Here is a 22731-nt window from a genome sequence, read left to right as displayed (position 1 = left end):
TGTCTACTCCTTGGTTTGCGGACCCGTCCACTCCAGCATTCCTCCTTTGAGGTTATATAAGTTCGCAAATCCTTGATCGGCCAAAACATTGGCGGCAAACACACTGCGCCGTCCACTGCGGCAAATCAACAGGATCTTTTGTCCTTTGTATGGCGTAAGCTCCGTGTGGCGCGTTTCCATCTGGTCATGCGGGATATGTATGGCCCCCGGAATGTGGCCTTCCTGATATTCCTCATCGGTGCGCACATCGACACAAACATATTGCTTTACCTCTTCAGGCGCTTGGCTAAGTTGGCTCGCTTCAATATCCTGGTATTTTCCCATGATGGATCACTCCTTGTTATTTTTGCGGCAACATCGGCCGAACGATTTGTTCCAACTGCTCCACCGTGAGTGGCGCTTCCATTCGCTTCTTTATCGTTCCCTGACGATCGATGAAGAATGAGCTGGGGATCGGCACCACATCATACAGCTTGACGACATCACGTTGACGATCCATGAGAATCGGAAAGGTGGTTCCCATTTGTTTCGTAAAGGCATTGGCCGTAAATTCCGTTTCAGCAATGTTGATTCCCAACACCACAAACCCCTGATCCTTGTATTTTTCATAAACGCTCTCTAAGGCGGGCATCTCCTCGCGACACGGCTCACACCAGGAGCCCCAGAAATTAAGCATGACCACTTTTCCTTTGTAGTCATCGAGCGAAACTTCTTTGCCATCCATGGTCGTCAGTTGGAAATGGGGAGCCGGATGACCCGGTTCAGGACGCTTCCCTTCTCCCTGCGCCACGGATTGGTACAAGGCGTAACCGACGAGACTCAGCATCACAATAAACAGAAGCCGTCTGGACCAATACCGCACCCGTCTGTTCAAGTTCATCACCTGTCTTTCCTATCAAATTGTAGCAAAAAAGCTGAAATGGCGCACCACTTCAGCTAAAACCCGGCAAATCCGGTCACTTGCGTCAACCAAGCGGCAATGGCCGCCATCTGGTCGGTATACAACAAAACACCAAACAATACCATAAGGCCTCCACCGATTTTCATCACTTGGCCGGAGTACTTTAAAATCCAGCGTGTCTTTCCAATGAAGAAGGCCATGATGAAAAACGGAATGGCGAAGCCCAAGATATAAGAAGTCAAATATGCGAATCCCATTTCCGGCCTTAGCGTCGTCATGGTGATAATCCCGCCCAAAATCGGCCCCACGCAAGGGGTCCATCCTGCCGCGAAGCCAATCCCCACCACGAACGAGCTGAAGTAACTCACGTTTTTCTTGGTCACTTGCCATTTATATTCGCGCATCAGGAAAGACGGCTGGAAAACGCCAAGCATAAACAGTCCGAAAGCGATCAGTAAGATGGCCGCGATCATGCGGACCAGATCATCATAAGCTTTAAAAGCGGTCCCCACCCAACTGGCCGTAAAACCGATGGCGTAAAAGAGCAAGGAAAAGCCCAGGATAAAGAAAAAGGTATGCAGCAGCGTGTTTTTCTTAATATCCTGTGAACGTTCCCGATCTTTGAGCTGAGCTACCGATATTCCTGTGATATACGACAAATATGAGGGATACAACGGCAGGCAACACGGCGAGATAAAAGACAAAATTCCCGCGCCGAATGCCAGCCAAACACTTAACCCTTCCATGATTTCTCCTCCTACAGCTACCTGGACAATTCTTGCATCAGCATGAATATCTGCTCTTCTTCGATGCCGCCGATAAACCGATACAGAATTTTCCCGTCAGCCCCCACCACATACGTGGATGGAAGCCCATACAGCCCATACAAGTCAAACCCGACCGTCTTTTTGTCTTTGAGGGGATCGAGCGCCACCGGGAACGTGTAACGGTACTTGTCCAGATATGCCTTAATCTGCGCTTCATCTTTCTCTTGCGATGTTTCATTGACCATGATGAAATTCAGCTTGTCCTTATACTGGGCGTAAGCCTTTTGGAAATAAGGCATCTCTTTTTTGCACGGCGGGCACCATGTCGCCCAAAAATTGATGACGGTCGGTTTGCCGTGATTCCGATAAAGTTCCACTTCTTTGCCATCGATTGTCTTTAATGTGAAGTTCGGCGCGCAATACCCTTCTTCCGGACGCGCTTCCCCTTTGCATTGAACGGAAGAGGTCGCTTGGGTGCCACCCACCACATCCACTTTTTGCTTGTCCTGGGTCACCGTCCACAAGGCGGCTCCCGCCAAAGCAAGTAAGACACAGAGGACGATCAGGTTTTTTCCTTTCATGTCTCTCATGCTCCTTTGACTAAAAATCCAATTGAAAATCGTTTTGCCATACGCTTAACAAGCGATGTGGCGCCCGCTCCGTCCAAGGATTTCCGCGCAAACACTTGGGCTCATAAGCCACCCGTAACGTAAGGATTGGACTGTTGCTCCCGCCCGATCGTCGTCGCCGGCCCATGCCCGCACAGCACACGGGTCCCTTCGGGCAACTCCATCAACAGCTCGTGAATGGAGCGCATCAATGTTTCGTAATCCCCGCCAGGCAGGTCGGTCCGGCCAATCGATTGCTGAAAGAGCACATCGCCACTGAATATCACGTCACGCCAGACATACGTCACACTTCCGGGGGAATGGCCTGGTGTATGCAACACCTTCAACTCTTCGCCAACCAGTTCAAGCGACTCTCCGCCCGCCAATAATTGCTCCGCCGGCTGACACGTTACCAATGGAAAACCCGGAAAAAAAGTGGAACCGTTTTTCGCGGGATCGGTCAACCAATCGGCTTCGGCCCGGTGCACATAGACAGGCGCTCCCGACAGCTCACGCACCGCTTCCACACCGCCAATATGATCAAAATGGGCATGCGTCAACAAAATGGCTTCCAGCTTGATTTCCAGCTCTTGCATGCGGCTAAGCAATTGGCTTGGGTTCATGCCGGGGTCGACGACCCATCCCCGCTTGCTCCCTTCATCATATACCAAAAAACAGTTGGTCATCGCGGGACCGAAGACATATGTTTCTATTTTCATGTGCGAGCCTCCTAACCTCTCTTCCTTTCCCATTCTACACCGAACGCCGGCCCGGTTCAAAGTTGGTACATGGTGACAGCGGAAATGGGGTAGACTATGGAACAAACGCGCAGAAAGGAAGAGGTTGCGAAATGCAGTTTTTATGTAGACTGGCCATACCTCTCATCGCTTCACTCGTCTTGGCGACGGGTTGCCAACAGGAAAATAAACCACCCGCCAATCAATCGGCGCCCCGCATGGATAAAAATATTCCGGAGGTCCAGCGTGTCAAGCAAACGGCTCCAGAACCCCGCCGTGACCAATCTTCCCAAGCGATAGCCAATCGACTGGTGCGCATTGCGACCAGTGTTCCCCATGTAAAGGGAGCCAACGCGATCGTCATTGGCAAGTACACCTTAGTCGGGATTGATCTGGAACCCACATTGGACCGGGGCCGTGTGGGCACGATCAAGTATACGGTAGCGGAAGCATTGAAAGAAGATCCGCAGGGAGCCAACGCATTGGTCACCGCGGATACCGACATCGTGCAACGCATTCGCGAGTTGAGCGAAGATATCCGGCAAGGTCGCCCGGTCAGCGGGTTGATGCATGAACTGGCCGAAATCGCCGCCCGCATCGTCCCATTACCGTCCCGGGAAACGGAGAAATCCGAACAAAAACCGGACAAATTGAACCAAGAGCGGCTCAACCAATCGCGCCGCGCCCCCGCCAATCACTGATGGCAATAAAAAGTCGTTCCCAGCAGAGCCGGAACGACGCGCTCCGCAAGCAATCATTTGCGGAGTTTCTTTTTTATGAACATAGCGCACGAATGGGTCGTTTCCCTTGTCCCTACCATTAGCTTATGCTTCCGTTTATGTAGTATACTAGCTTTATACTATCTGCACGGAAAGGACGTAACTCGCTGTGAAAGTGATCTGTATCTTATGTGACCGACCCTTCCAACCCGATAAGTTCACCGAAAAAAAAATCAAGAAGCATCCCCACCGCATCCAAATTTGCCCCGGCTGCCACCAGCGCATCACCGAGCAAGCAACGCGGCGCAAACGCCAAACCGCTTTATCAACCCCTTTCCACGCGGCTGACCTAAAGCCTGATCAATCTTCAAAGGATTGATTGTACTTCGGCTCATTGATGATATCGTTCAAAAGCTTTTCCGCCATATCGCGCGGAAACTCAACTTGCCGCTGTTCACCAGCTTGCTCATAAGTGATCACGTAATTTCCGCCCTCCACCTTTTTCTCCACAATCGTCACTTGATGATCTTCACGCAGCATTTCCTCAAAGAAATGCGCCGTGTCTTTGGCTGAGCGATCACTTGGACGTTTATCCCACACCACTTGGATCTGCAACCAATTAAACAACGCGTCTTTCAACTGCATGCTTGATTTCTCCTCTCAATTCCCTCTTGCCAAAAACGGGAAAGGGTCTTGATCCCCCTTTGGCTTTCTCCACTTCTTTCCCTCACGCCGGCAAACACTCAATTTTGTTTTCGGAAAAAATGGAGCCGTATCCTTGTGACAGCAATGAGAACAACGGTAAAAAAGAGAATGGGAACAATGGGAAAGCCCATGTAGTGAAACAGGGTCAACAATAAACAGCCGACAGCCAAAGCCAAATAAACAACGGCTTGTTTCAACAGCGGCAAGCGAATGGCAAAGGCCACCTTATACACGACAGCCGCCAGTACAAGAATGAGCAAATACGTCATCCACGGTGAAAGGCTTCCCAGCCACGATTGTATCGCCTCCATGTCGTTTCTCCTTTCTCAAGCCCCTTGGCTCAACTGGTGTAAGTATTTAATCTCTTCGGCATACTCCATCTCGTCATCGACCGGGGTCTCCAAAATGATGGGCAAATGGGCAAACGCATCATCCCGCAAAAATAAAGCCAAGGCATCTGACCCGATTTCCCCCTTGCCGATTTTCTCATGCCGGTCTTTTCGGCTGTTGAACGGCACCTTGCTATCATTGAAGTGAATGGCCACAAGATGGTCAAGATAACCTGTCTCCTTCATCTCTTCCACCAAGGCTCCAAACGATTCCTCTGTCCAGATTCCCGCAGCAAAGGCATGGCAGGTGTCAAAGCAGAAGCCGATTTTTTCCGGATAATTCGTCGCATTGCGGATCTCCGTCAACTCACGGATCGTCAAACCCAGCTCACTGCCTTGACCCGCGGTATTTTCCAACAGCAGCTTCGTGGTTCCCCGGTAATCAGCCAGAATGAGGTTGAGCGTTTCAACCATCCGTTTGCGTCCGTATTCTTCCCCTTCACCCACATGCTTGCCACAGTGAACGACTGCGCCAACCGCCCCATAAGCTTCGGCAATGGTCAGATCTTCTTTGATTGACCGAATCGTCACTTCATGCAAATCTTCTTTGGGAGTGGACAGGTTGGTAATATAAGGGGTATGCGCGATCAACACGATGCCGTGCTCTTCGCAAAACGCCTTCCCGCGGTCCGCATCGCCCATGTCAAGCTTCTTTGGTTTCAAGCCGCGCGGATTTTTCGTAAACACTTGAAACGATTCAGCCCCCAACTCTTTGGCTTTTGATGCCGCTTTGGCAAAGCCTTTCGCTACGCTGATATGGCAACCTATTTTCATCTCGATTCCTCCTGAAAGACAAAAAGCGCCGCTATTTCAGGCGCCGCTCCACTTTCCCTATTGTATCATCTTCTGATTGGGGCAACAACTCTTCGGCCCCATGCCGCGCCAACTTTTGCACGCGATCGGGATGATTGGTGATGATCGCCTCCACTCCCGCCGCAAGGAGCCGCTTGATATCCCGCTCCTCATCCACCGTATAAGGGCGTATGCCAATCCCGTGTCGCTGGCAGGTTTGCACCATCTCCTCGTCGACGGACCGATAATGGGGATGAAGTGAATTCACCCCAATAAGGCGCGCATATTGCCATGGCTCGACCAACTTGCAATCATAGAGGGCCGCAAGTGACCAACTGGGCTTCAGCAAGCTCAACTGTTTCAAGGAGTTGTGGTTGAATGAGGATAAAATCACGCGTTCCGCCATATGATATCGTTCCACCAACGCAACTACCCGCTCTTCCATTCCGGGGTAAGCGACCCAGTTATTCTTCAATTCGATATTGAGGCAAATGTCCGTTTCCCACGCCAATTCCAGCACCTGAGCCAAGGTAGGCAACCGTTCCCCCTTAACGGGCGGGACATACCACAAACCGCATTCCACCGCTTCCAGCTCAGCCCACGTCCGATCTTTCACCCAACCGGTTCCCGTCGTGGTCCGCTCCAACTGCTCATCATGCAACACCACGATTTCCCCATCCCCGGTCATGTGCACATCCAGCTCTATTCCGTCCGCTCCCGCTTCCACCGCCAATTGGAACGCCGCCATGGTATTTTCCGGAGCGATGCCGGAAAAGCCGCGGTGGGCAAACACTTTGGTTCGCTTCATCTTCTCACCCATCTCATAACATTAGATGATTCGCGAAAATTTGTTCCTTGTTCTTCAATACATAAGCATGATGCGCCTCATGCCAATCCACCCATAATGCGGGCCCAAAAAATTGAACACTCTCCCGGTCCAAAACGACTTGCAAGGCTTGCGACACGGTCACTTTGACATCATCCGGCTTCGCGTAATCCCAGTTCATCTCAAATGCCGCATCCGCACTGCAACCGCATCCTTCCGTAATGGCGGCAATGCGCAACACCGCTTCATCTGTTGGTTTGGCTTCCAGCAAATGGGTTAAGGCCCGATCCGACACCGTTATGTTCATCTTGACTACCCTCGCTTTCTTTGTTTCTTGTCTATTGTACACAAAAAAACCGGAGCAGATGAGCGGTCTTTCTGCCCATCTGTCCGATTTTCATCCCATCCGTTCAGCCGAAGCGAACCGCCAATTGGATCAATGTCCGCACCGCCACCCCGGTCGCCCCTTTGACAAAGATTCCTGATTCGCGAGGCACCGTGGCTGTTCCGGCAATATCCAGGTGCACCCATGGGGTCTCTTCGGCAAACTCCCGTAGAAACAAGCCGCCTTGGATGCACCCCGCCGGGCTTCCACCTTCGTTCTTCACATCGGCGATTTCACTTTTGACATAGGTTTCAAACTCTTTGTACATCGGCAACTCCCACATGCGCTCACCTGCAATGCGGGCCGCCGTCTTCACTTCGCTCACCCATTCTTCATCATTGCTCATCACGCCGGTCGCCTCATGTCCCAGGGCAACAATCACCGCTCCCGTCAGTGTGGCCACATCCACTAAGCGTGTCGCTCCCTTCCGCTTCGCATAAGAAATCGCATCAGCCAGAATGATCCGGCCTTCGGCATCGGTATGGACAACTTCGATCGTCTTGCCGCTAAATGAGTGAATCACATCGCCAGGCCGATACGACTGACCGCTGATCATATTTTCACAGACCGGCATCACCGCCAACACATTGCTATGGGGCCGCAATTCCCCAATCGCATCCATCGCCGCCAGCACCGCTGCCGCTCCTGCCATGTCTTCTTTCATCTCATTCATGCCTTGCCAAGGTTTCACCTGAATGCCACCGCTGTCAAAAGTCACACCTTTGCCGACCAGACCGAGGACCTCTCTGCTTTCCGGCGCCCCTTGATAAGACATCACGATCATGCGCGCGCCGGTTTCGCTCCCGCGCGCAACGGACAACAATGCCCGCATGCCCAATTCTTCCAAACGCGCCTCTTCCAACACTTCTATCTCCAAACCCCGTTTTTCGGCAATCTGTTTGGCATAGTCAACAAACTGTTGTGGCGTTAACAGATTGGCAGGTTCATGAGACAAAAACCTAGCGTAGTTGGTTGCGCGGGCAAAAATCTGCCCCCGTTCGATCCCCGCTTGTGCGGCCGAATCTTTTAATTGGGGAGAAATGATCAACACACTCTCCAGCTCTTTCTTCTTTTCTACCGTTTGGTATGTCTGGTGTTGATATGTGCCCAATTCGACCCCTTCCACAATCGCTTGCACGACATCAACTGAGTTGTATCGTTCGATAATGAATGACGGGCAACCGATGCCCACACTTTTTAGCCCTTTTTGCTTGGCGGCGCGACTCGCTTCCGCAATCGCATGTTTGAACTGATGCAAATCAATGCTGGTCTCCTCGCCCAAACCAACCACAATGACACGCCCAGATGGAATCTTACCCCAATTGTGCAACTGGGTCACTTCGCCCAGTTCACCCGTAATCTCTCCTGCTGCGATCAGGCTGGAAATCCGAAAACCGAGAGCCTCGTCAATCTCACGCGCCATTCCCTGTGTCGATTCTCTTTCTTTGGAATGAAATACAATAATCCCGTCCGTAGCCACTGAGGCTAACGGTTCTCTTGTCAATTTCCACTCCATGATTACGCCCCCCGAATAATTGGAATAAGTCACTAAAAAAATAAAAAGTGTAACATGCGACCTAAAATTCTCACATGTTACACTTTCGACAAATTCTAATTTATTTCCTTTTCTCCAGAAATAGACGGAATTGTTTTATAAAACTTCCAAGATGAGCATCTCTTTTCTGATTTCTTCCAATCGAGCTTTACATTGGTCGATCTTGTGGTAATTTCTGTTCTTCAAGGCTTCATGTAGCTTCTCCAGTTCATAATCTAATTCCATTTGCAAAATCGGGATACGTTCCTCTGCATCTCGGCAACGGTAGGCTCTGATTACCTCTTCCACGGTCCACTACACCCCTTTTTTATTCTTGGGCTTTGGGTCCCAACCGCTGACCTAAAAGGTTAGCTTGGATACAGCTTTGCCCCAACTCAGACGAATTAAACCTACCTGACGGCTAACATTCTTTCCTTTAATTTACGCAGTGTTCATAGAAAGGGGAACGGTGAACAGCTTTATAAAGTTTAAATTTTTAGAATTTAATTCTCTGAAATTTTTATCTACCTCACCACTGTGGTAAGATAATACAAAATCCACTCTGCTCTATCGCCCGTTCCCAGACAACGAATAGGAAGACACATGACTTCAATCAATACGGATGGTGAAAACGATGAATAAACCCGGTTTTATTGACCAAGATTTTCAAGTGTTCCACATCGATGGGCTCGAGCCGCGCATGTACGCGATCAAACGGAATATCCAGCCCAAATTTGAAATCATCGGGCAACACATTTCTTCTTTTTTGACGATGAAATTGGGAGAACCCGTCACTGTACATATTGCCAAACACGCCCGCCGCACCGTCAATCCCCCAGAAGAGACGTGGGTGGCCTGGTCCACCAGCAAGCGGGGGTACAAAGGGTTGCCCCACTTTCAGTTTGGCATTCGCGACACCCACCTCTTCATCTGGTTTGCCCTGATTTATGAATGTGAGCGCAAACAACCTTTTGCCCGTAACCTGCGCGAGCAATTTGATGAAATGTGGCCCACCATTCCTGATTCTTATTATTTTTCACAAGATCACACCATGCCCGATGTCACCCGCAAAGCGGATTTGACGGAAGAACAAGCGCACAAGCTGCTGGACCGTTTGGAAAAGGTGAAGAAAGCGGAGTTTTTATGCGGAAGTGTGATTCCGCGCAAAGAAGCTTGCCGGTTATCCGGGGATGATTTGATCAGCAAAATCGAATCCACTTGCGAGACGCTATATCCCCTTTACCAATTGTCGCTGAAATAAAAACACTTCTTCAAAGCGCCTCTTCGGAGGCGTTTTTTGCTATGTTTCTTCCAACTCCCGGCCCCCTCCCTTCACCCCTCAGCCCGCTGTCACATTTTGCTTCGAAATTTTTCTTTTGTTGCCGGTTCGTTTTTGTTATACTAACGGTCGTGCATATGATCAGGCAATCATCCGTTTATTCATGCGGTTCATGTGATAAAGCTAATACGGTAAAGGCAGGCAACGCTTATGAACAGACAATATCATACCCCTTTATTTACAAAATTGAGAGAACACGCGAACCTTAATCCCATTCAATTTCATATTCCCGGACATAAAAAAGGGCAAGGCATGGACCCCGAATATCGCGATTTCATCGGCTTGAATGCCCTGTCGATCGATTTGATCAACATTGCCCCTCTCGATGATTTGCATCATCCGCAAGGCATTATCCAGGAAGCCCAACAGTTGGCCGCCGAAGCCTTTGGGGCGGATCATACCTTTTTCTCCATCCAAGGAACCAGTGGCGCGATCATGACCATGGTGATGTCCGTGGTGGGGCCTGGTGATAAAATCATCGTGCCGCGAAATGTGCATAAATCCGTCTTATCCGCCGTCATTTTAGCGGGGGCGCTTCCCATTTTTGTCCACCCGGAAATGGATAAGACCTTGGGCATCGCTCACGGCATCACCGCTTGCCAAGTGGACAAAGCGTTGAAACAACATCCGGATGCCAAAGCCGTACTGGTCATCAATCCCACCTACTATGGTGTGGCAGGCAACCTGAAGGAAATCGTCGAGCTGGTTCATCGTTACGGCATCCCCGTCCTCGTCGATGAAGCCCATGGTGTGCTGACCCACTTTCATGACCGTTTACCCATGTCGGCGATGGATGCCGGCGCCGACATGGCCGCCACCAGCGTGCATAAATTGGGAGGTTCGCTCACCCAAAGCTCCGTTCTCAACGTGCGCGAGGGATTGGTTAACCCAGCCCGTGTGCAATCCATCATCAGCATGTTGACCACGACGTCCACATCGTATATCCTACTCGCCTCCCTTGATGCCGCCCGCCGTTATTTGGCGGTCAATGGGGAAGAGATCATTGAAGAGACACTGAAATTAGCCGATTACGCCCGTCGCCAGATCAATGAAATTCCCGGTTTGCGTTGCGTCGGACGTGAATGGTTGGGGAGCGACGCCGTCTATGACATGGATGAGACAAAGTTGCTCATCCATCTGGAAAATATGTCCATCAACGGAAGTGAAGCGGAGAATTGGTTGCGTGACCACTACCAAATTGAAGTGGAACTCAGCGATTTATATAACCTTCTCTGCCTGATCACGCCCGGTGACACGAATGAGACCATCGATCAATTGCTCACTGCGCTCAGAGGCATGTCTTCCCAATTTTATCAAGCGGGACGATGCTCCGCCGTGGAGATTCATCTGCCTGATATCCCGACGCTGGTTCTCTCTCCCCGCGAGGCTTTCTACAGCGAAACAGAATCGATTTTGCTGAAGGAAGCCGCTGGCAGGGTGATCGCCGAATTCATCATGATCTACCCGCCGGGCATCCCGATCTTGGCACCCGGAGAAGAGATTACCGAGGAAAACATCTACTATATCGCGGAACACATTCAAGCGGGCCTTCCCGTCCAAGGGCCGGAAGACCCCACGCTGCAAACGGTTCGAGTGATCAAATAAGCCACCGCCTTGAATGGCGGTGGCTTTCTCATTTATCTTAGAAGGAATAAGGTTTCTGTCTTATGCAATCTGGTTTACTCTCTTGAAGCGTTAGCCAAAGCGGCTTTCTCTTCCTCTTTGTCACAACCTGGACATTGTCCGTATAACGTGCCCACCTTTTCAGATGGCACATACGTAATAACATCCTCACACGTTTGGCACACAATCGCTTCCATTGAAGTTCCCCCCACACCTATTTTGCATCCTCATCATTGTAAACGCTTTTAATATGGTGTCACTTATATTGTATTATGTCATACTATTTTTGTCAAAGGGAAGGAACATCCTCACCACTACGGGTTGGGGTGGCCGAAAATCAAGAAAAAAGCGAACCCGATTGAGACGGCTCATTTCGTCCACTTTTGTATGGAAGGGAATTTCGCCCACAAAAAAAGAGCAAATCCGAAGACTTGCTCTACCTATCAATGCTCCGATTCTATTTCCATTGTAATCGCGGGAAGATTGTTTTTGAAAAAGAGGGCGATCTCTTCCGCTTCTTCTCGTGAACGAAGATTAAAGATCTTCTGTAGATATTCCAAGTTCTCAGCATCTTCTAAGCAAAGTAATGAGGAGCGTCCTGTTTGCATGCAGATTACCAGCGGCTTACCAAAAAACATTTGTGTATACACGATTCCGAAGTCATACCGGCCATTCTCGGATATGAAACCAACAAAGCGAACTTTCGCTTTCTCGGACTCGTCATACAGTCGTTCGTAAAGACTCATCTTATCTCCTCCTCACTTTCTTATTAGAAGAATAGGAAAGACATTGCGGATGCAATGCCCTTGGTCATGAAGCGCTCTCTTACTAGAAGCTCGATAAGACAGGGTTATTAACCTATTCCCCGTCCACCTATCAGCTAAACCTCTTTTTTCACGAATGATGTTTTCCCACTTTCGTCTCAAAAAGAGATGCTAACTCCATAAACAAAGTGATGTCTTCTTCATCAATTACGTCTTCCTGTTTGGCTACTACAACGAGTACACCAATCAAATGATGCGCTCGGTAAAAAGGCATGTACACCTCTACCTGTTCAGCCAGTCGTTCGCGAACCATGCTGCCTCTAGCCGCCGCCACACTCATCAAGCCTTCGCCAAAAGGGATCTTTTTCGGCAACGACGTTTCTCCCATTTGATAACTTAGCGAGAAGGAGAAATCCTGAACCAAGTAAATGCTTACCCATTTATAACCTGACATTCTTTTTTGCAAACAGTCACAGACAAACTGGTATAAATGGCCTATTTGATCCTCACATTTGTCCGAAAAGACGCCGATCTCTGAGCGTAACTCGTCGAGCAAATCCACTTTACGCATCAGAAAGCCTCCAAACCTGTAGAATAAGTGAAATTCTAACATAACAACATATCAAAAACAAGACAAAATTTTTGATATTTTTAAAAATTCAATTGATATCAACCAACCCGTTCAAAACATCGCTTTCATGCCCCAACACCTTATAACCGAAAAAAACGATTTTCAAACGTTCGCGCGACAAAAACGGATTCCCCGTGGCCCGTCCGCTTTCCAAATACTAAGATTTGATTGATTTGCGCAACCATTTCTCCCCATGCTAAGATGATAATAAAGATGAGAAAGCAATGGATGAGGAGCGAATTTCATTGAATAAAAGCGCATACATAAAATTGGTGAACGGTTCGGCACAGACTGAGATCACCTTGGCTGAAGTGAAAAAACTCTTTGAGCACTATCAGCATATGACCTCGTTGACCGGCCAACAGCTGGGTTGGGATTACAAGGCAGCCGCTTTCCCTTATACCATGGAGGAAAAAGAACAGGGGGGAATCCCCTACCTGCTGCTTAATGGAAATCAAACTCAACTGTACCATTACTTGATCGTGGGCGTCAGCCAGGAAGAAGAGACGGGTCTCCATTATATTCAGATCGTCTTGCCGGAACAAGCGACGCACGGGGATCTTGCCAAAGCCAATGAATTTTGCAAATACTTGGCCAAACGACTTAAAGGGGAACTGCATCTGTTCAATGGACGCATCATCTATTACAATCCCCGCAAATAAAAAACACCCTGGGGCTACCAGGGTGTTTTTAGGTTACCGTTCGGTCCGACCGGTCAGGCCAATGCGCGGATTCCCAACCGCCAACGGTTAATAAGGGACATCCAGTTCCAAATCCAATTCGTTTTCCACGCGATATAACTCTTGCAAAAACTCGGCAAATTTCTCTTTATCCTGTTGTTCATAACATCTGGCCAATTTGAGGATCACCTTATGCTCTTGAGGCTTATCCCCTTTTTTCCGGGCCATTTTCCACACTTTTTCATACACCTGGATCGCTTGCGCATACTCGCCTTGTCTGGCGTAACAATCCCCCAACACAATATACGTTTCCCGATGTGGCATCGTCTGGTGATTTCGTTCACAAATGGCCACAGCTTCTTCCAGCACATGTCTGGCTTCTTCGCTTTTCCCTTGTTCCAACAACACCATACCCAAGTATGTATGTGTTTTGATTTTCAATTCATCCGATTTTATCTTTTCTTGCAGGAAGAGCGCCGTGCGAAAACAATCTTCCGCCTCGTCCCATTTGCCCTTGCGCAGATGAATGCCTCCCAGCATCATCCACAGCTCAGACGCATGCTCCGGTTTTTTGTTGATCCGCGCCAACTCGATCCCATTGTTGGCATACTGAATCGCTTCATCATACAATTTAAGCTTGGTCAACATGGAAATGCGCGATTGAGATAATTCCAACACCACTTCCACATTTTTAATCTCATGAATCTCTGTCCACAATTCTTCAATAAGCCGCAACCCCTCTTCCAGTCTCTCCAACTTTTCTAACACCTTCACTTTGGCGGTCAATAACATCGCTTTGTAGTCGTTGCGGTCACCATCCTCTTGATAATGCTCGATTCCCTCTTCCACATACTTGAGGGCTTGGTCCGCATCATGCACCTCCATAGCAATGCGCCCCAACTCATGGTAACTGGCCGCCTTGATATTGCTTTTTAACCATTCATTCTTTTGGTCAACAATGCGGATCGCTTCCAAAAAATGATTTTGCGACTTCACCCAATTCTTTTTTTGCAGATATATTTTCCCGCGCAAAAAATGTACATAAGCCGTGGACAAATGGTTATTGGGAACTGGCAATTTGCGCAGTTTCTCCAGTCCCTTATCGGGATTCATCAAATCCACAACGCTCTCCACCGCCGCCAATTTCAATTCCATCTGCTCTTCTTCTTGCTTCTCTTTGGCCCACAATTCATGGATCTGATCAAGATTCACACCCAATTTGTCGGCAATATAACGCACCTTTTCCTCATTCACATAGGTAATGCCGCGTTCAATATTGCTTATCGTGGACGGGGAAATGAAATCATCGGCCAGATCCTCCAGCCGCAGACCCAGTTCTTTCCTCCGCTTGCGCAGCAATTCACCTACTTGACTGGGATGAATATATTCCATCACGTTCACCTCTTTGTTTGGTGTTTTAATGCAATACTAATGGATTGGTTGAAATTGCAACAAAATAACATCATTAGAATTTAAGGTCATTGATTTTTCGCGCAAAGAATCAGTTTGACATAAATTTTTCCAGGATGTATACTCTTCGTATCACAATATAAAATTTTCAGTAAAAAGGAACGAGAGGATTGAAACCATGTTGACGTTGCTCATTACTGGAAAGCCCGCCGAATTACACCCCTTCCTGTTTGACCTGACCACTCAACCGCAATACCATGTGCAATTGCAATCAGTGGAACAATCACCTTCACCCGTGCAAGAAGCGAAGGTAGAAGCCCGGATTCATTTTGCACCAACCCATCGCAAACCACTGCATATCACGTTGATCACAGACACAGATGAGCAGATCCACATCCATTTTGTCGATGGCTGTGCAGTCAAAATGGATGAAACATTCACTTTTATCAGTGGGAAAGTTTTTGACATATTTGGATAGAAAAAAAACCCCACAAAAAAAAGTCTAGTTGGGGCAAAAAGAAAAGTTGGTCTATTCTATATTGTAGCACAATTGTTGGTGAATGGTAAGAGGTCTGTGCAAAGGAAATCAGCCCCTTTCCAAACAATTTGTGCGGAAAGGGGCTGAATGGGTTATACCACTTGAAACAGATACACCGAACCGACCGCAAACGCGCTTCCCAAGCATGTGCCGATCAATACATCGGTTGGATAATGCAAAGCGAGGTACATGCGCGAGAAACCGACAATCACAGCATAAGGCAATAAGATATAGATAAATGCCGTTGAATGCAAGATAAACGTCACGGCGACAGAAAACGCCGCTGTGGTATGGCCTGATGGAAAAGAATAATCTGTCAATGGATTGGGAAATGTATGCAAATGCTCAAGCCGCAAATAAGGACGGATTCGAGGCATAAACATTTTCAGCAATCGCACCATCAAATGGCTGCCGGCCAAGGCGATCATGCCTTCCACTGCCCATGTTTTGAAGTCTTTGGGCATGAACAAGTACCACACAATCAAAAAGCCGATCGTAGCCGTGGGGCCACCCAGATGAGTGATCCGCGGCATCAGCCAATCCAATAAACGACATTTCCAATGACAATTAACCAGCTGAATCAATGAATGATCGTATCGAGTCAGCCATGAAGCAAAAGTTTTCAAACCGCCTCACCTCCGCCCTAGTCAGCGCAACATTTCTGTATAATACCATGGTAATCCAATTGGTTAAAGAGAAAGTAAATAAGGTGTTAATCTTTGTAGTGAGATTAACACCCGTGTCCCTTATTGATTGAAGACACCTTCCAAAATCATCCTGCGTTCTTCAGGGCTGTATCGGTTCCAAAACCAGTCACCGTAAAGAAGCAGATCCAAGTGCAGATGCAACCCATTATCATTGCCTTTCGCACCGTCACTCGTTCCAGAATTACCAACGTAACCTATGATTTCGCCAGCTTTGATCTTTTGTCCTACTTTTACATGATCAGGAATTCGGTCCAAATGCACATAACGGGCCAAAATTCCTTTGTCATATTGAATCCATACCGATCGGCCCCGCATCCGGTCAAGGATGTATTCAGGGGTTTGCCCGTCATTGTCGGATCCCTTCGCCAACAACGCTTCCCGCTCTGGTGTGGTCATTTCCCGATAACCATGATCCGCACGGACGACTACCCCATCAGCGATGGAATGGATGGGTGTTTTCTTATCGATCAGGACGCCCGTTCCATAACTGTACCAATCCAGCCCTTCGTGCACCCCATTCCGATAAGTGCGAGGGGCTCCCGGCAAATGGGAAGCTTTTGTGCTGACATGGGCTCCCTTGATCGGGGTTTCCAAAAAAGATAAGTACTCAATCATGTCCCGAGCGGAGTATTCAGGTAATGTTGGCTTTTGGGCAAAAGCCGGAACATCCGCTTCATCCGCGATCCAGACAACCTGGTTGCGCTCAATCTTGAGTGATTGCTTAAACACCTCTTGCAAGATGGATACGGGAATCCACGCCACCGAATCTTGCATGAGCGGCGCCGCCTCCAATGGGGCATAAATGCCGTTCAGGTTCATAACCGGATTGTCGCGGACCAATTCAATCTGCAAATCTTGATATTTGAGTGAGATTTTGCCGGAGGTGAAATCAACCTGTCCTTTGATCGGCAGATGTTGCTTTATTTCGTCAAGCTGAATATAGGCATGTCCATTTTTTTGCTTCACCTTTAATGCGATGCCTTGTTGTTGATCCTCTACCGGTTGATCCGTTGTTGGCTTGGGCTCGGGCATGACCACGGCCGGCTTCTCTTGCTTCACGTCGCGCCCCGGTCCCCCGTCAGTCGGAGATGGAGGCAGAGTGGTGACAAGGTCAGCTTCAACCAAATTGCCCATCATTTGCAACCACGCTTTATTGCTTGGAGGCAGGAAGACAATCAACCCAGATAGGCTGACCATCGCTATGAATAAAGATGCCTTTTTCATGGTCATCTCCTCGATCATTTTGCATTAACCTTAAGGTAACTAAACGAACCCACACTTGACCCGAACCATCCATTTACCCTTTCGCTTATTCATTGTACGCTTTGTCGAAATAGAGGGTCAACCTACCTACATAAAGTAAATATTTCGATTCGATGAAATTAAATCTTATCTATCACATAAACATAAAAACCTTCGCAAAACAATTTGCGAAGGTGTTCGTTTTCCATTCTTTCCCTAAGTCCCGTCATTCGGCCAGAACCTTGTTCAGCTCTGCGCTTACCCGGGCAAATTGCCGTTTGGTTTCCATAAACACATCCAGCGGGAGTGCCTCGTCGAATCCTTGCTCCAACCACTCGTACTCGCGAACCACTTCATGCCGCAACGCTCGTTTCACTTGCTCGACCGCTTCTTGCCATGCCGCAACATAATAAGACTTCCACTCCGCTTTGCTCTTTTCCAAGTAAGTGGTCACCGCTTGTTCCAGCACTTCCTTTAACGCCGTTTCCATGTGCACCTTTTCCCCTTTTTCGAAAAAGGCTTTGGCGTTTTTAAACAAACCGAGCGATTTTTTGAATGAAGTCAAGGTCAGATCGGCAAAAGGTTCGGTCAGCGCGGGAGAAGGGACACTTCCCTCACTGGTGAATGCCGCTTGGAACTGCGGGCGAACCGTTCGGCACCGCTCAGCGATTGTCTCCGCCAAGGCCCCTTGGGCCTGCGTCATCCATTTCTCCATCCTGAGCGCTGTCGCCCGCATTTCTTGCAACAAGTCGTGCTTGATAAACTCAACCAGTTCCCAAACACACCCTTGCAACTTCTCTTTCACTTGACCGTCCTCCCGCAGCGCGGACGGATTGAATATCTCCGTAAACACATCATGATAGCGGTAGAACAGCCGTTGCTTCACATAATAGATCAACTCATTCAACTCTTGTTCCAACGCTTGTTCTTCCGCTTTTCCTCCGCTCGTGCGGATGATGCGCTCCAACGCTTCCCGTTCATCGGCCAAAGCCAGCCTGTTCGCTTCTTGCTCCGCCTTGCTTTGCTTAAGCGTTTGTCCCATCTGCTCCAGCATCCGTTCCGCCCGTTTCACTTCACTGCCCAACTGGTTTAATGAGACTTCCGTCAGATCATGCAGGATAAACGAAAGGAACGATCGCTCAAAACGTGCCATACGTTCATCATGCGGCTCAGCCAAAGCTTGGAGACTGGACAACGCAAAGAGGCGCGGCTGGCGGATGCCGTATTGTTGCAACTGGCTTTCGATATACTGTTGCACCATGGTCAGCTCCGCCTCGGAGGAAGCCAAGTCGGCCGCATTAATCACAAAAAACATCTTATCCAGCGAGAAGACATCTTTCACCCGTCCCAGCTGGATCAAAAATTCGCGGTCAGCGCGGGAAAAAGGGTGATTGAAATAAGTGACATAAATTATGGCATCGCTGTTTTTAATGTATTGGAACGCCACTTCCGTATGGCGCGCATGAATCGAATCAGCCCCTGGCGTATCCACGATCGTAATCCCCTGCCGGGTTAATGGCGCATCATAATGCAGAGTTACCGATTCCACAAACGCCGACTTGGCCTCATTGGCGACAAACGCTTCACATTCCTCTTGCGAAACCACTTTTTCGCCGCCCAACTCGGCAGCAAGACCCCCGTACCCCTGTTGAATCGCGCGCAAAAAAGGGATCGCCAGCTTTTGCTTGGTGTAGGCGGTCGGCTCCTGCAACAGTTTCCCGATCCCGGAAATCGCTTCATCCAATGACTCCACTTCCCGATGAAATAAAGCGTACACCTGCTTTAAGTCATGGAAAAGCGCGTCCCGCGATTTAAAGCGAATCACCGCTTCTCCATGGGCGTGTTGATCGGTGGGCGGGCTAATTCGATGAATCGTCGCCGTCGTCGGATGCGGGGATACCGGCAATACGCGATTTCCCAAGAGCGCATTGGCAAAAGAAGATTTGCCGGCGCTAAATGCGCCAAATAGGGCTACTGTATACTGTTTCTCCGCAATCCGCGCGCGTTTTTCCCGCCATTCCTGCCGCAACTGGGCAAAGCCCGGCAACTCTTGCAACCAGCGTTCCGCCTGCTCCACCAGATGCAGAACCTGACTCGTGCGCCCTGCCGCTTGGGATGCCTCAATGGGTTTCGCCACCCATTCAATCAACTCATCGCCGACCTCGGTTGGTTCTTCCGCCGGTTTCACTTCGTAACGTTGCTGAGCGCTGCGGATGTCTTCAATCAATAAGGAAGAAAGGTCAGACTCGGTCACCTCGATGGCGCCCTCCACGATTTTGAGAAGCGTCTCCAGATAAGCGGCCCGTTCTTGTTCCATCGTCGCCAACTGGTGTTCCGCCGCCATCGCTTGGCGAATCTCATTTATCTGCGCCGCCAACCCCGCCTTTTTCGCTTGCACCTGCTCGTCCCGCTCTTCCTTCATGCGAGCGTAGACTGTTTCCGCCCACTCGCGGGCCCTTTTCTTGATGGCTTGGGCCAAATCTTCGGTGTAAGTCAACACATAGGCGCCTGACCACTCGGCACCCGGTTTGATCACCTGCGCCAACATGTCGGGGGAAATCCAAGAAACGGGTTGGTAAATCGCTTCCCCCATCGCTTCCGTGTCAAGTTGCCGTTCTTTGGCAAATTGCATCAGGCTTGTTTTCAGATGGACTTCCAGTTGCGTTTCCACCGTTTGCCGCAACTGTTCATAAAACGCTTGGCGGCGCCGTTCTTTTTCTTGTTCGGTCTTTTTGCCGCTGAATAAGAGCCCCACTTTAAACGGCGTCAGCACCGTTTCCAGATAATTGCGGGCCAACTCGCGTAAGTATGCCGGCATCAAATAGGCGTTTTTGAGCAGTGCGTTTAACCCTTGAACCCACTCTTCCCGTTCCCGCCTGCTTTGTTCGTCAAGCTCACTTAACCCGGCTTCGCATTCATCCAGCCACTCGCCCAAGCTCCGCCCGTGAGGAGGGGTTGGCTTAAGCCGCTTCTCCTCCAACCGTTTGCGCTCTTCCTGTTCACACAAACGCAACCAAGAAACGTGTTCATGAATCAGATAAAGGGCTTCTTTCCGCACACTCTCCTCCAGATGGCGATCCCGCCCGCGCATCAGTTGGTGGATCAGCGCCTTGCATTCCGCCAACTGATTATAGGGATGAGAGCGATCGGCAAGGGACGTGTAAAAAACGCCTTGCGGATGTATCCCCCACTCAGCAAACGTTTTCTCCACACTCGCCTGGTAAGATCTGAAGGGAAGCTCCGCATCCCGATGTTTATCTATTTGATTGATAATGAGATACACTTGCTCTTTCCGCTCCATCAATTGCTTGATAAAGGAGAGATTGCCTTCAGATTGCACATGGTTATAATCCATCATGTAAAAAATGGCGTCCGCCAGATGCAAGGCGGAGAGTGTCACCGCTTGGTGCGCATCATCAGCCGAATCCACACCAGGCGTGTCCAACAACGCCACTCTCTCCGGCAACGCCGCCGTCTGGCGCTCAACATGGACAGCCAACACCTCTTCCCCATTTTTGCAGAGGGCCTTTAATTCCTGTTCGGTATAAGTACCGGCAAAACGGTGGATTTCCCCTGTGTTCAAATACAGAGTGACTTGGTCTCTACCGGCCATGATTTTCACAACATTGGCGCTGGTCGGGATCGGGCTGGTGGGCAACAGTTGCTCCCCATAAAGCTCATTGAGCATGGATGATTTGCCCGCCGAAAAATGCCCGCAAAAGGCAATGACCCATTCTCCTCTGGCCACTTTCCGCATCAAGTCTACCATTTTCTTGTGATGCTCTTCATCTTGCCGCTTCTTCATCGCTTGTTCCACCGCGGCTAAACGATGAAGAACCGGTTGCAGTTTCACATCGATCATGAAGATGCGCGTCTCCTTTTAAACTCAGTCTAGACACTACGTACGTTCATTATCTTAACATATTCTCGCAAGAAATCCCCCTCCTGGAGCAAGAGTGCAGGCGGGGGATGTCCTTAAAAACAGAAACGAATGACAAAAAGCTTATCGCGCCTGAACAACTTTTTCCAAATCGGGTATAATGGAAATTGCTCGACTTTTAAAAAAGAAGGTGTGCTTTCATGGCGAGTGTGCTCGGGATACTCTCCCTCCTGTTAAACCTGGTGATTCTCTATTTCATCACCCAACGCTGGCAAAGCCGAGGGCCAGACCCCTCATTGCTGAAGCAAGTTGAACGATTGCAACATAACCAAGAGCGCTTGGAGAAATTGATGCGTGAAGAATTTGCCGCCAACCGATTGGAATGGAACCGTTCCGTTATTGAAAATCGAAAGGATCTCGGAAACTCCTTCAGCCATCTTACCCAAACGACCATTGCCACCATCCGCGAAAGCTCACGCCAACAAAAGGACTTGTTGGACAGTTTCGCCAAACAGCTGGGGGACATGACGAACATGAACGAACGCAAATTGGAACAGCTTCGCAGCAAGGTGGAAGAAAAATTGCAACAGCTTCAAGAAGATAATCAGCGAAAACTGGAGCAAATGCGGCAAACCGTAGACGAAAAATTGCATCAAACGTTGGAACAACGGTTGGGCGAATCATTTAAATTGGTAAGTGAACGATTGGAACGCGTACATAAAAGCTTAGGGGAAATGCAAAACCTCGCCACCGGTGTTGACGATTTGCGCAAAGTGTTGGCCAATGTGAAAAGCCGTGGGGTCTTGGGGGAAATTCAGTTGGAAAATATCTTGGAACAATTGATGACGCCGGACCAATACAGCAAAAATGCGACGATAAAGGAAAACAGCAAAGAAAACGTCGAGTTCGCGATCAAGCTGCCCGCGAAAGATGAGGAGCAATCCCATCTCCTGCTCCCGATCGATTCCAAATTCCCATTGGAAGATTATCAACGCCTGATTGATGCCCAAGAGCAGGGACAACTCACCAACGCCCACGAAGCGCTGAAAAGCTTGGAAACACGCATCAAGCAAGAAGCGAAGAAAATATCGGAAAAATACATTCATCCTCCCACTACCACGGACTTCGCCATTCTATTTTTGCCAATTGAAGGGTTATATGCGGAAGTCTTGCGCCGGCCCGGATTATGGGAGTTCATCCAACGGAAGCATAAAGTCGTGATCACAGGGCCCACCACGTTATCCGCCTTTTTAACCAGTTTGCAAATGGGCTTCCGCACCTTGGCCATTCAGAAGCATACAAGCGAAGCGTGGAAATGGCTAAGCCTGCTCAAAACAGAACTCTTTAAGTTTGGCGACACATTGGCCAAAGCCCAGCGCAAGTTGGATGAAGCGAGCAAAACCATCGGCCAGGCGACCAAACAAACGGAAACGATGAAGAAGAAGCTGCACCAAGTGGAAAACCTCCCCCAAATCGGTCCCGAAGCGCTGCCACCCGCGGCCAATGACGATTTGGGTTAATGAGACGAGCCTTCTTTCCGCCACGGAAAGAAGG

At 49.2% G+C, this 22731-nt stretch carries 26 protein-coding genes; 7 read left to right on the top strand and 19 right to left on the bottom strand.

The window, feature by feature from the left end; genetic code table 11:
- Window positions 1-3 precede the first annotated feature (3 nt).
- The 5 genes from ACFQNG_RS14525 to ACFQNG_RS14505 all read right to left on the bottom strand — a co-directional run bounded on the left by ACFQNG_RS14525 (window position 4) and on the right by ACFQNG_RS14505 (window position 2995).
- On the bottom strand, window positions 4-324 hold the full coding sequence (locus ACFQNG_RS14525) for a rhodanese-like domain-containing protein (protein WP_379866107.1): 321 nt from the start codon (window positions 322-324) through the stop codon (window positions 4-6).
- Window positions 325-340: 16 nt separating this feature from the next.
- On the bottom strand, window positions 341-880 hold the full coding sequence (gene resA, locus ACFQNG_RS14520) for a thiol-disulfide oxidoreductase ResA (RefSeq protein ID WP_379866106.1): 540 nt from the start codon (window positions 878-880) through the stop codon (window positions 341-343).
- A 56-nt stretch (window positions 881-936) separates the two neighbouring features.
- Complete coding sequence (locus ACFQNG_RS14515) at window positions 937-1647, bottom strand: cytochrome c biogenesis CcdA family protein (RefSeq protein WP_379866105.1); 711 nt, start codon at window positions 1645-1647, stop codon at window positions 937-939.
- 17 nt (window positions 1648-1664) lie between these two features.
- Window positions 1665-2249 (bottom strand): TlpA family protein disulfide reductase, encoded by a 585-nt coding sequence (locus ACFQNG_RS14510; protein ID WP_379866103.1) that lies wholly within the window; start codon window positions 2247-2249, stop codon window positions 1665-1667.
- Window positions 2250-2359: 110 nt separating this feature from the next.
- Entirely contained in the window at window positions 2360-2995 is a 636-nt protein-coding gene (locus ACFQNG_RS14505; protein ID WP_379866101.1) for an MBL fold metallo-hydrolase, read from the bottom strand.
- Between the two features lie 131 nt (window positions 2996-3126).
- Here ACFQNG_RS14505 and ACFQNG_RS14500 point away from each other — a divergent pair, with 131 nt between their 5' ends.
- Both ACFQNG_RS14500 and ACFQNG_RS14495 read left to right on the top strand, forming a co-directional pair.
- Window positions 3127-3714 carry a YhcN/YlaJ family sporulation lipoprotein gene (locus ACFQNG_RS14500; RefSeq protein WP_379866099.1) on the top strand — a complete coding sequence of 196 codons (588 nt, stop codon included), beginning with the start codon at window positions 3127-3129 and terminating at the stop codon, window positions 3712-3714.
- 187 nt (window positions 3715-3901) lie between these two features.
- Window positions 3902-4111 carry a DUF2197 domain-containing protein gene (locus ACFQNG_RS14495; RefSeq protein ID WP_379866098.1) on the top strand — a complete coding sequence of 70 codons (210 nt, stop codon included), beginning with the start codon at window positions 3902-3904 and terminating at the stop codon, window positions 4109-4111.
- Here the strand turns inward: ACFQNG_RS14495 and ACFQNG_RS14490 are convergent.
- The 7 genes from ACFQNG_RS14490 to ACFQNG_RS14460 form a co-directional block, all read right to left on the bottom strand.
- On the bottom strand, window positions 4093-4377 hold the full coding sequence (locus ACFQNG_RS14490; RefSeq protein WP_379866096.1) for a hypothetical protein: 285 nt from the start codon (window positions 4375-4377) through the stop codon (window positions 4093-4095). The two genes, ACFQNG_RS14495 and ACFQNG_RS14490, sit on opposite strands and share 19 nt — an antisense overlap.
- A gap of 98 nt (window positions 4378-4475) precedes the next feature.
- Complete coding sequence (locus ACFQNG_RS14485) at window positions 4476-4748, bottom strand: YlaH-like family protein (protein WP_379866094.1); 273 nt, start codon at window positions 4746-4748, stop codon at window positions 4476-4478.
- Between the two features lie 15 nt (window positions 4749-4763).
- The gene (locus ACFQNG_RS14480) at window positions 4764-5600 is read right to left on the bottom strand and encodes a deoxyribonuclease IV (protein ID WP_379866091.1); all 837 of its coding nucleotides are present in this window, start codon (window positions 5598-5600) and stop codon (window positions 4764-4766) included.
- A gap of 31 nt (window positions 5601-5631) precedes the next feature.
- Window positions 5632-6426, bottom strand: a complete 795-nt coding sequence (locus tag ACFQNG_RS14475) for a glycerophosphodiester phosphodiesterase (RefSeq protein WP_379866090.1) — start codon at window positions 6424-6426, stop codon at window positions 5632-5634.
- Between the two features lie 13 nt (window positions 6427-6439).
- Window positions 6440-6751, bottom strand: coding sequence for an iron-sulfur cluster biosynthesis family protein (locus tag ACFQNG_RS14470; RefSeq protein ID WP_379866088.1), 312 nt, complete (start codon window positions 6749-6751; stop codon window positions 6440-6442).
- A gap of 103 nt (window positions 6752-6854) precedes the next feature.
- The gene (locus ACFQNG_RS14465) at window positions 6855-8345 is read right to left on the bottom strand and encodes a leucyl aminopeptidase (RefSeq protein WP_379866086.1); all 1491 of its coding nucleotides are present in this window, start codon (window positions 8343-8345) and stop codon (window positions 6855-6857) included.
- Window positions 8346-8480: 135 nt separating this feature from the next.
- Window positions 8481-8672 carry a hypothetical protein gene (locus ACFQNG_RS14460; RefSeq protein WP_379866085.1) on the bottom strand — a complete coding sequence of 64 codons (192 nt, stop codon included), beginning with the start codon at window positions 8670-8672 and terminating at the stop codon, window positions 8481-8483.
- 325 nt (window positions 8673-8997) lie between these two features.
- On the opposite strand from ACFQNG_RS14460, the gene ACFQNG_RS14455 reads away from it, so the two are divergent.
- Both ACFQNG_RS14455 and ACFQNG_RS14450 read left to right on the top strand, forming a co-directional pair.
- Complete coding sequence (locus ACFQNG_RS14455; RefSeq protein ID WP_379866084.1) at window positions 8998-9624, top strand: YktB family protein; 627 nt, start codon at window positions 8998-9000, stop codon at window positions 9622-9624.
- A gap of 228 nt (window positions 9625-9852) precedes the next feature.
- Entirely contained in the window at window positions 9853-11307 is a 1455-nt protein-coding gene (locus tag ACFQNG_RS14450) for an aminotransferase class I/II-fold pyridoxal phosphate-dependent enzyme (protein WP_379866081.1), read from the top strand.
- A gap of 74 nt (window positions 11308-11381) precedes the next feature.
- On the opposite strand, the gene ACFQNG_RS14445 is transcribed toward ACFQNG_RS14450, so the two are convergent.
- The 3 genes from ACFQNG_RS14445 to ACFQNG_RS14435 all read right to left on the bottom strand — a co-directional run bounded on the left by ACFQNG_RS14445 (window position 11382) and on the right by ACFQNG_RS14435 (window position 12660).
- A complete protein-coding gene (locus ACFQNG_RS14445; RefSeq protein ID WP_379866079.1) occupies window positions 11382-11522 on the bottom strand; it encodes a GapA-binding peptide SR1P in 141 nt (46 codons plus the stop codon).
- A 246-nt stretch (window positions 11523-11768) separates the two neighbouring features.
- On the bottom strand, window positions 11769-12071 hold the full coding sequence (locus tag ACFQNG_RS14440) for a DUF3055 domain-containing protein (protein ID WP_379866076.1): 303 nt from the start codon (window positions 12069-12071) through the stop codon (window positions 11769-11771).
- Between the two features lie 148 nt (window positions 12072-12219).
- The gene (locus ACFQNG_RS14435; protein WP_379866073.1) at window positions 12220-12660 is read right to left on the bottom strand and encodes a hypothetical protein; all 441 of its coding nucleotides are present in this window, start codon (window positions 12658-12660) and stop codon (window positions 12220-12222) included.
- 305 nt (window positions 12661-12965) lie between these two features.
- Between ACFQNG_RS14435 and ACFQNG_RS14430 the strand changes: the two genes are divergently transcribed.
- The gene (locus ACFQNG_RS14430; RefSeq protein WP_379866071.1) at window positions 12966-13382 is read left to right on the top strand and encodes a DUF1885 family protein; all 417 of its coding nucleotides are present in this window, start codon (window positions 12966-12968) and stop codon (window positions 13380-13382) included.
- 87 nt (window positions 13383-13469) lie between these two features.
- Here the strand turns inward: ACFQNG_RS14430 and ACFQNG_RS14425 are convergent, their stop codons facing one another.
- The gene (locus ACFQNG_RS14425; protein ID WP_379866069.1) at window positions 13470-14792 is read right to left on the bottom strand and encodes a tetratricopeptide repeat protein; all 1323 of its coding nucleotides are present in this window, start codon (window positions 14790-14792) and stop codon (window positions 13470-13472) included.
- A 196-nt stretch (window positions 14793-14988) separates the two neighbouring features.
- Between ACFQNG_RS14425 and ACFQNG_RS14420 the strand changes: the two genes are divergently transcribed.
- Complete coding sequence (locus ACFQNG_RS14420; RefSeq protein ID WP_379866067.1) at window positions 14989-15288, top strand: hypothetical protein; 300 nt, start codon at window positions 14989-14991, stop codon at window positions 15286-15288.
- A 152-nt stretch (window positions 15289-15440) separates the two neighbouring features.
- Here ACFQNG_RS14420 and ACFQNG_RS14415 read toward each other — a convergent pair whose 3' ends face one another.
- From ACFQNG_RS14415 to ACFQNG_RS14405, 3 genes are all read right to left on the bottom strand, one after another.
- On the bottom strand, window positions 15441-15974 hold the full coding sequence (locus ACFQNG_RS14415; RefSeq protein ID WP_379866065.1) for a phosphatase PAP2 family protein: 534 nt from the start codon (window positions 15972-15974) through the stop codon (window positions 15441-15443).
- Between the two features lie 120 nt (window positions 15975-16094).
- Window positions 16095-17279, bottom strand: a complete 1185-nt coding sequence (locus tag ACFQNG_RS14410; protein WP_379866064.1) for a peptidoglycan DD-metalloendopeptidase family protein — start codon at window positions 17277-17279, stop codon at window positions 16095-16097.
- 244 nt (window positions 17280-17523) lie between these two features.
- A complete protein-coding gene (locus tag ACFQNG_RS14405; RefSeq protein WP_379866062.1) occupies window positions 17524-21159 on the bottom strand; it encodes a dynamin family protein in 3636 nt (1211 codons plus the stop codon).
- 218 nt (window positions 21160-21377) lie between these two features.
- Here ACFQNG_RS14405 and ACFQNG_RS14400 point away from each other — a divergent pair, with 218 nt between their 5' ends.
- Complete coding sequence (locus ACFQNG_RS14400) at window positions 21378-22697, top strand: DNA recombination protein RmuC (protein WP_379866059.1); 1320 nt, start codon at window positions 21378-21380, stop codon at window positions 22695-22697.
- Window positions 22698-22731 lie beyond the last annotated feature (34 nt).

The sequence above is a fragment of the Laceyella putida genome (genome assembly GCF_042665195.1).
GTDB lineage: Bacteria > Bacillota > Bacilli > Thermoactinomycetales > Thermoactinomycetaceae > Laceyella > Laceyella putida.
The sequence above is the reverse complement of the archived record's forward strand: the minus strand, read 5'-3'. Positions and strand labels throughout refer to the sequence as shown.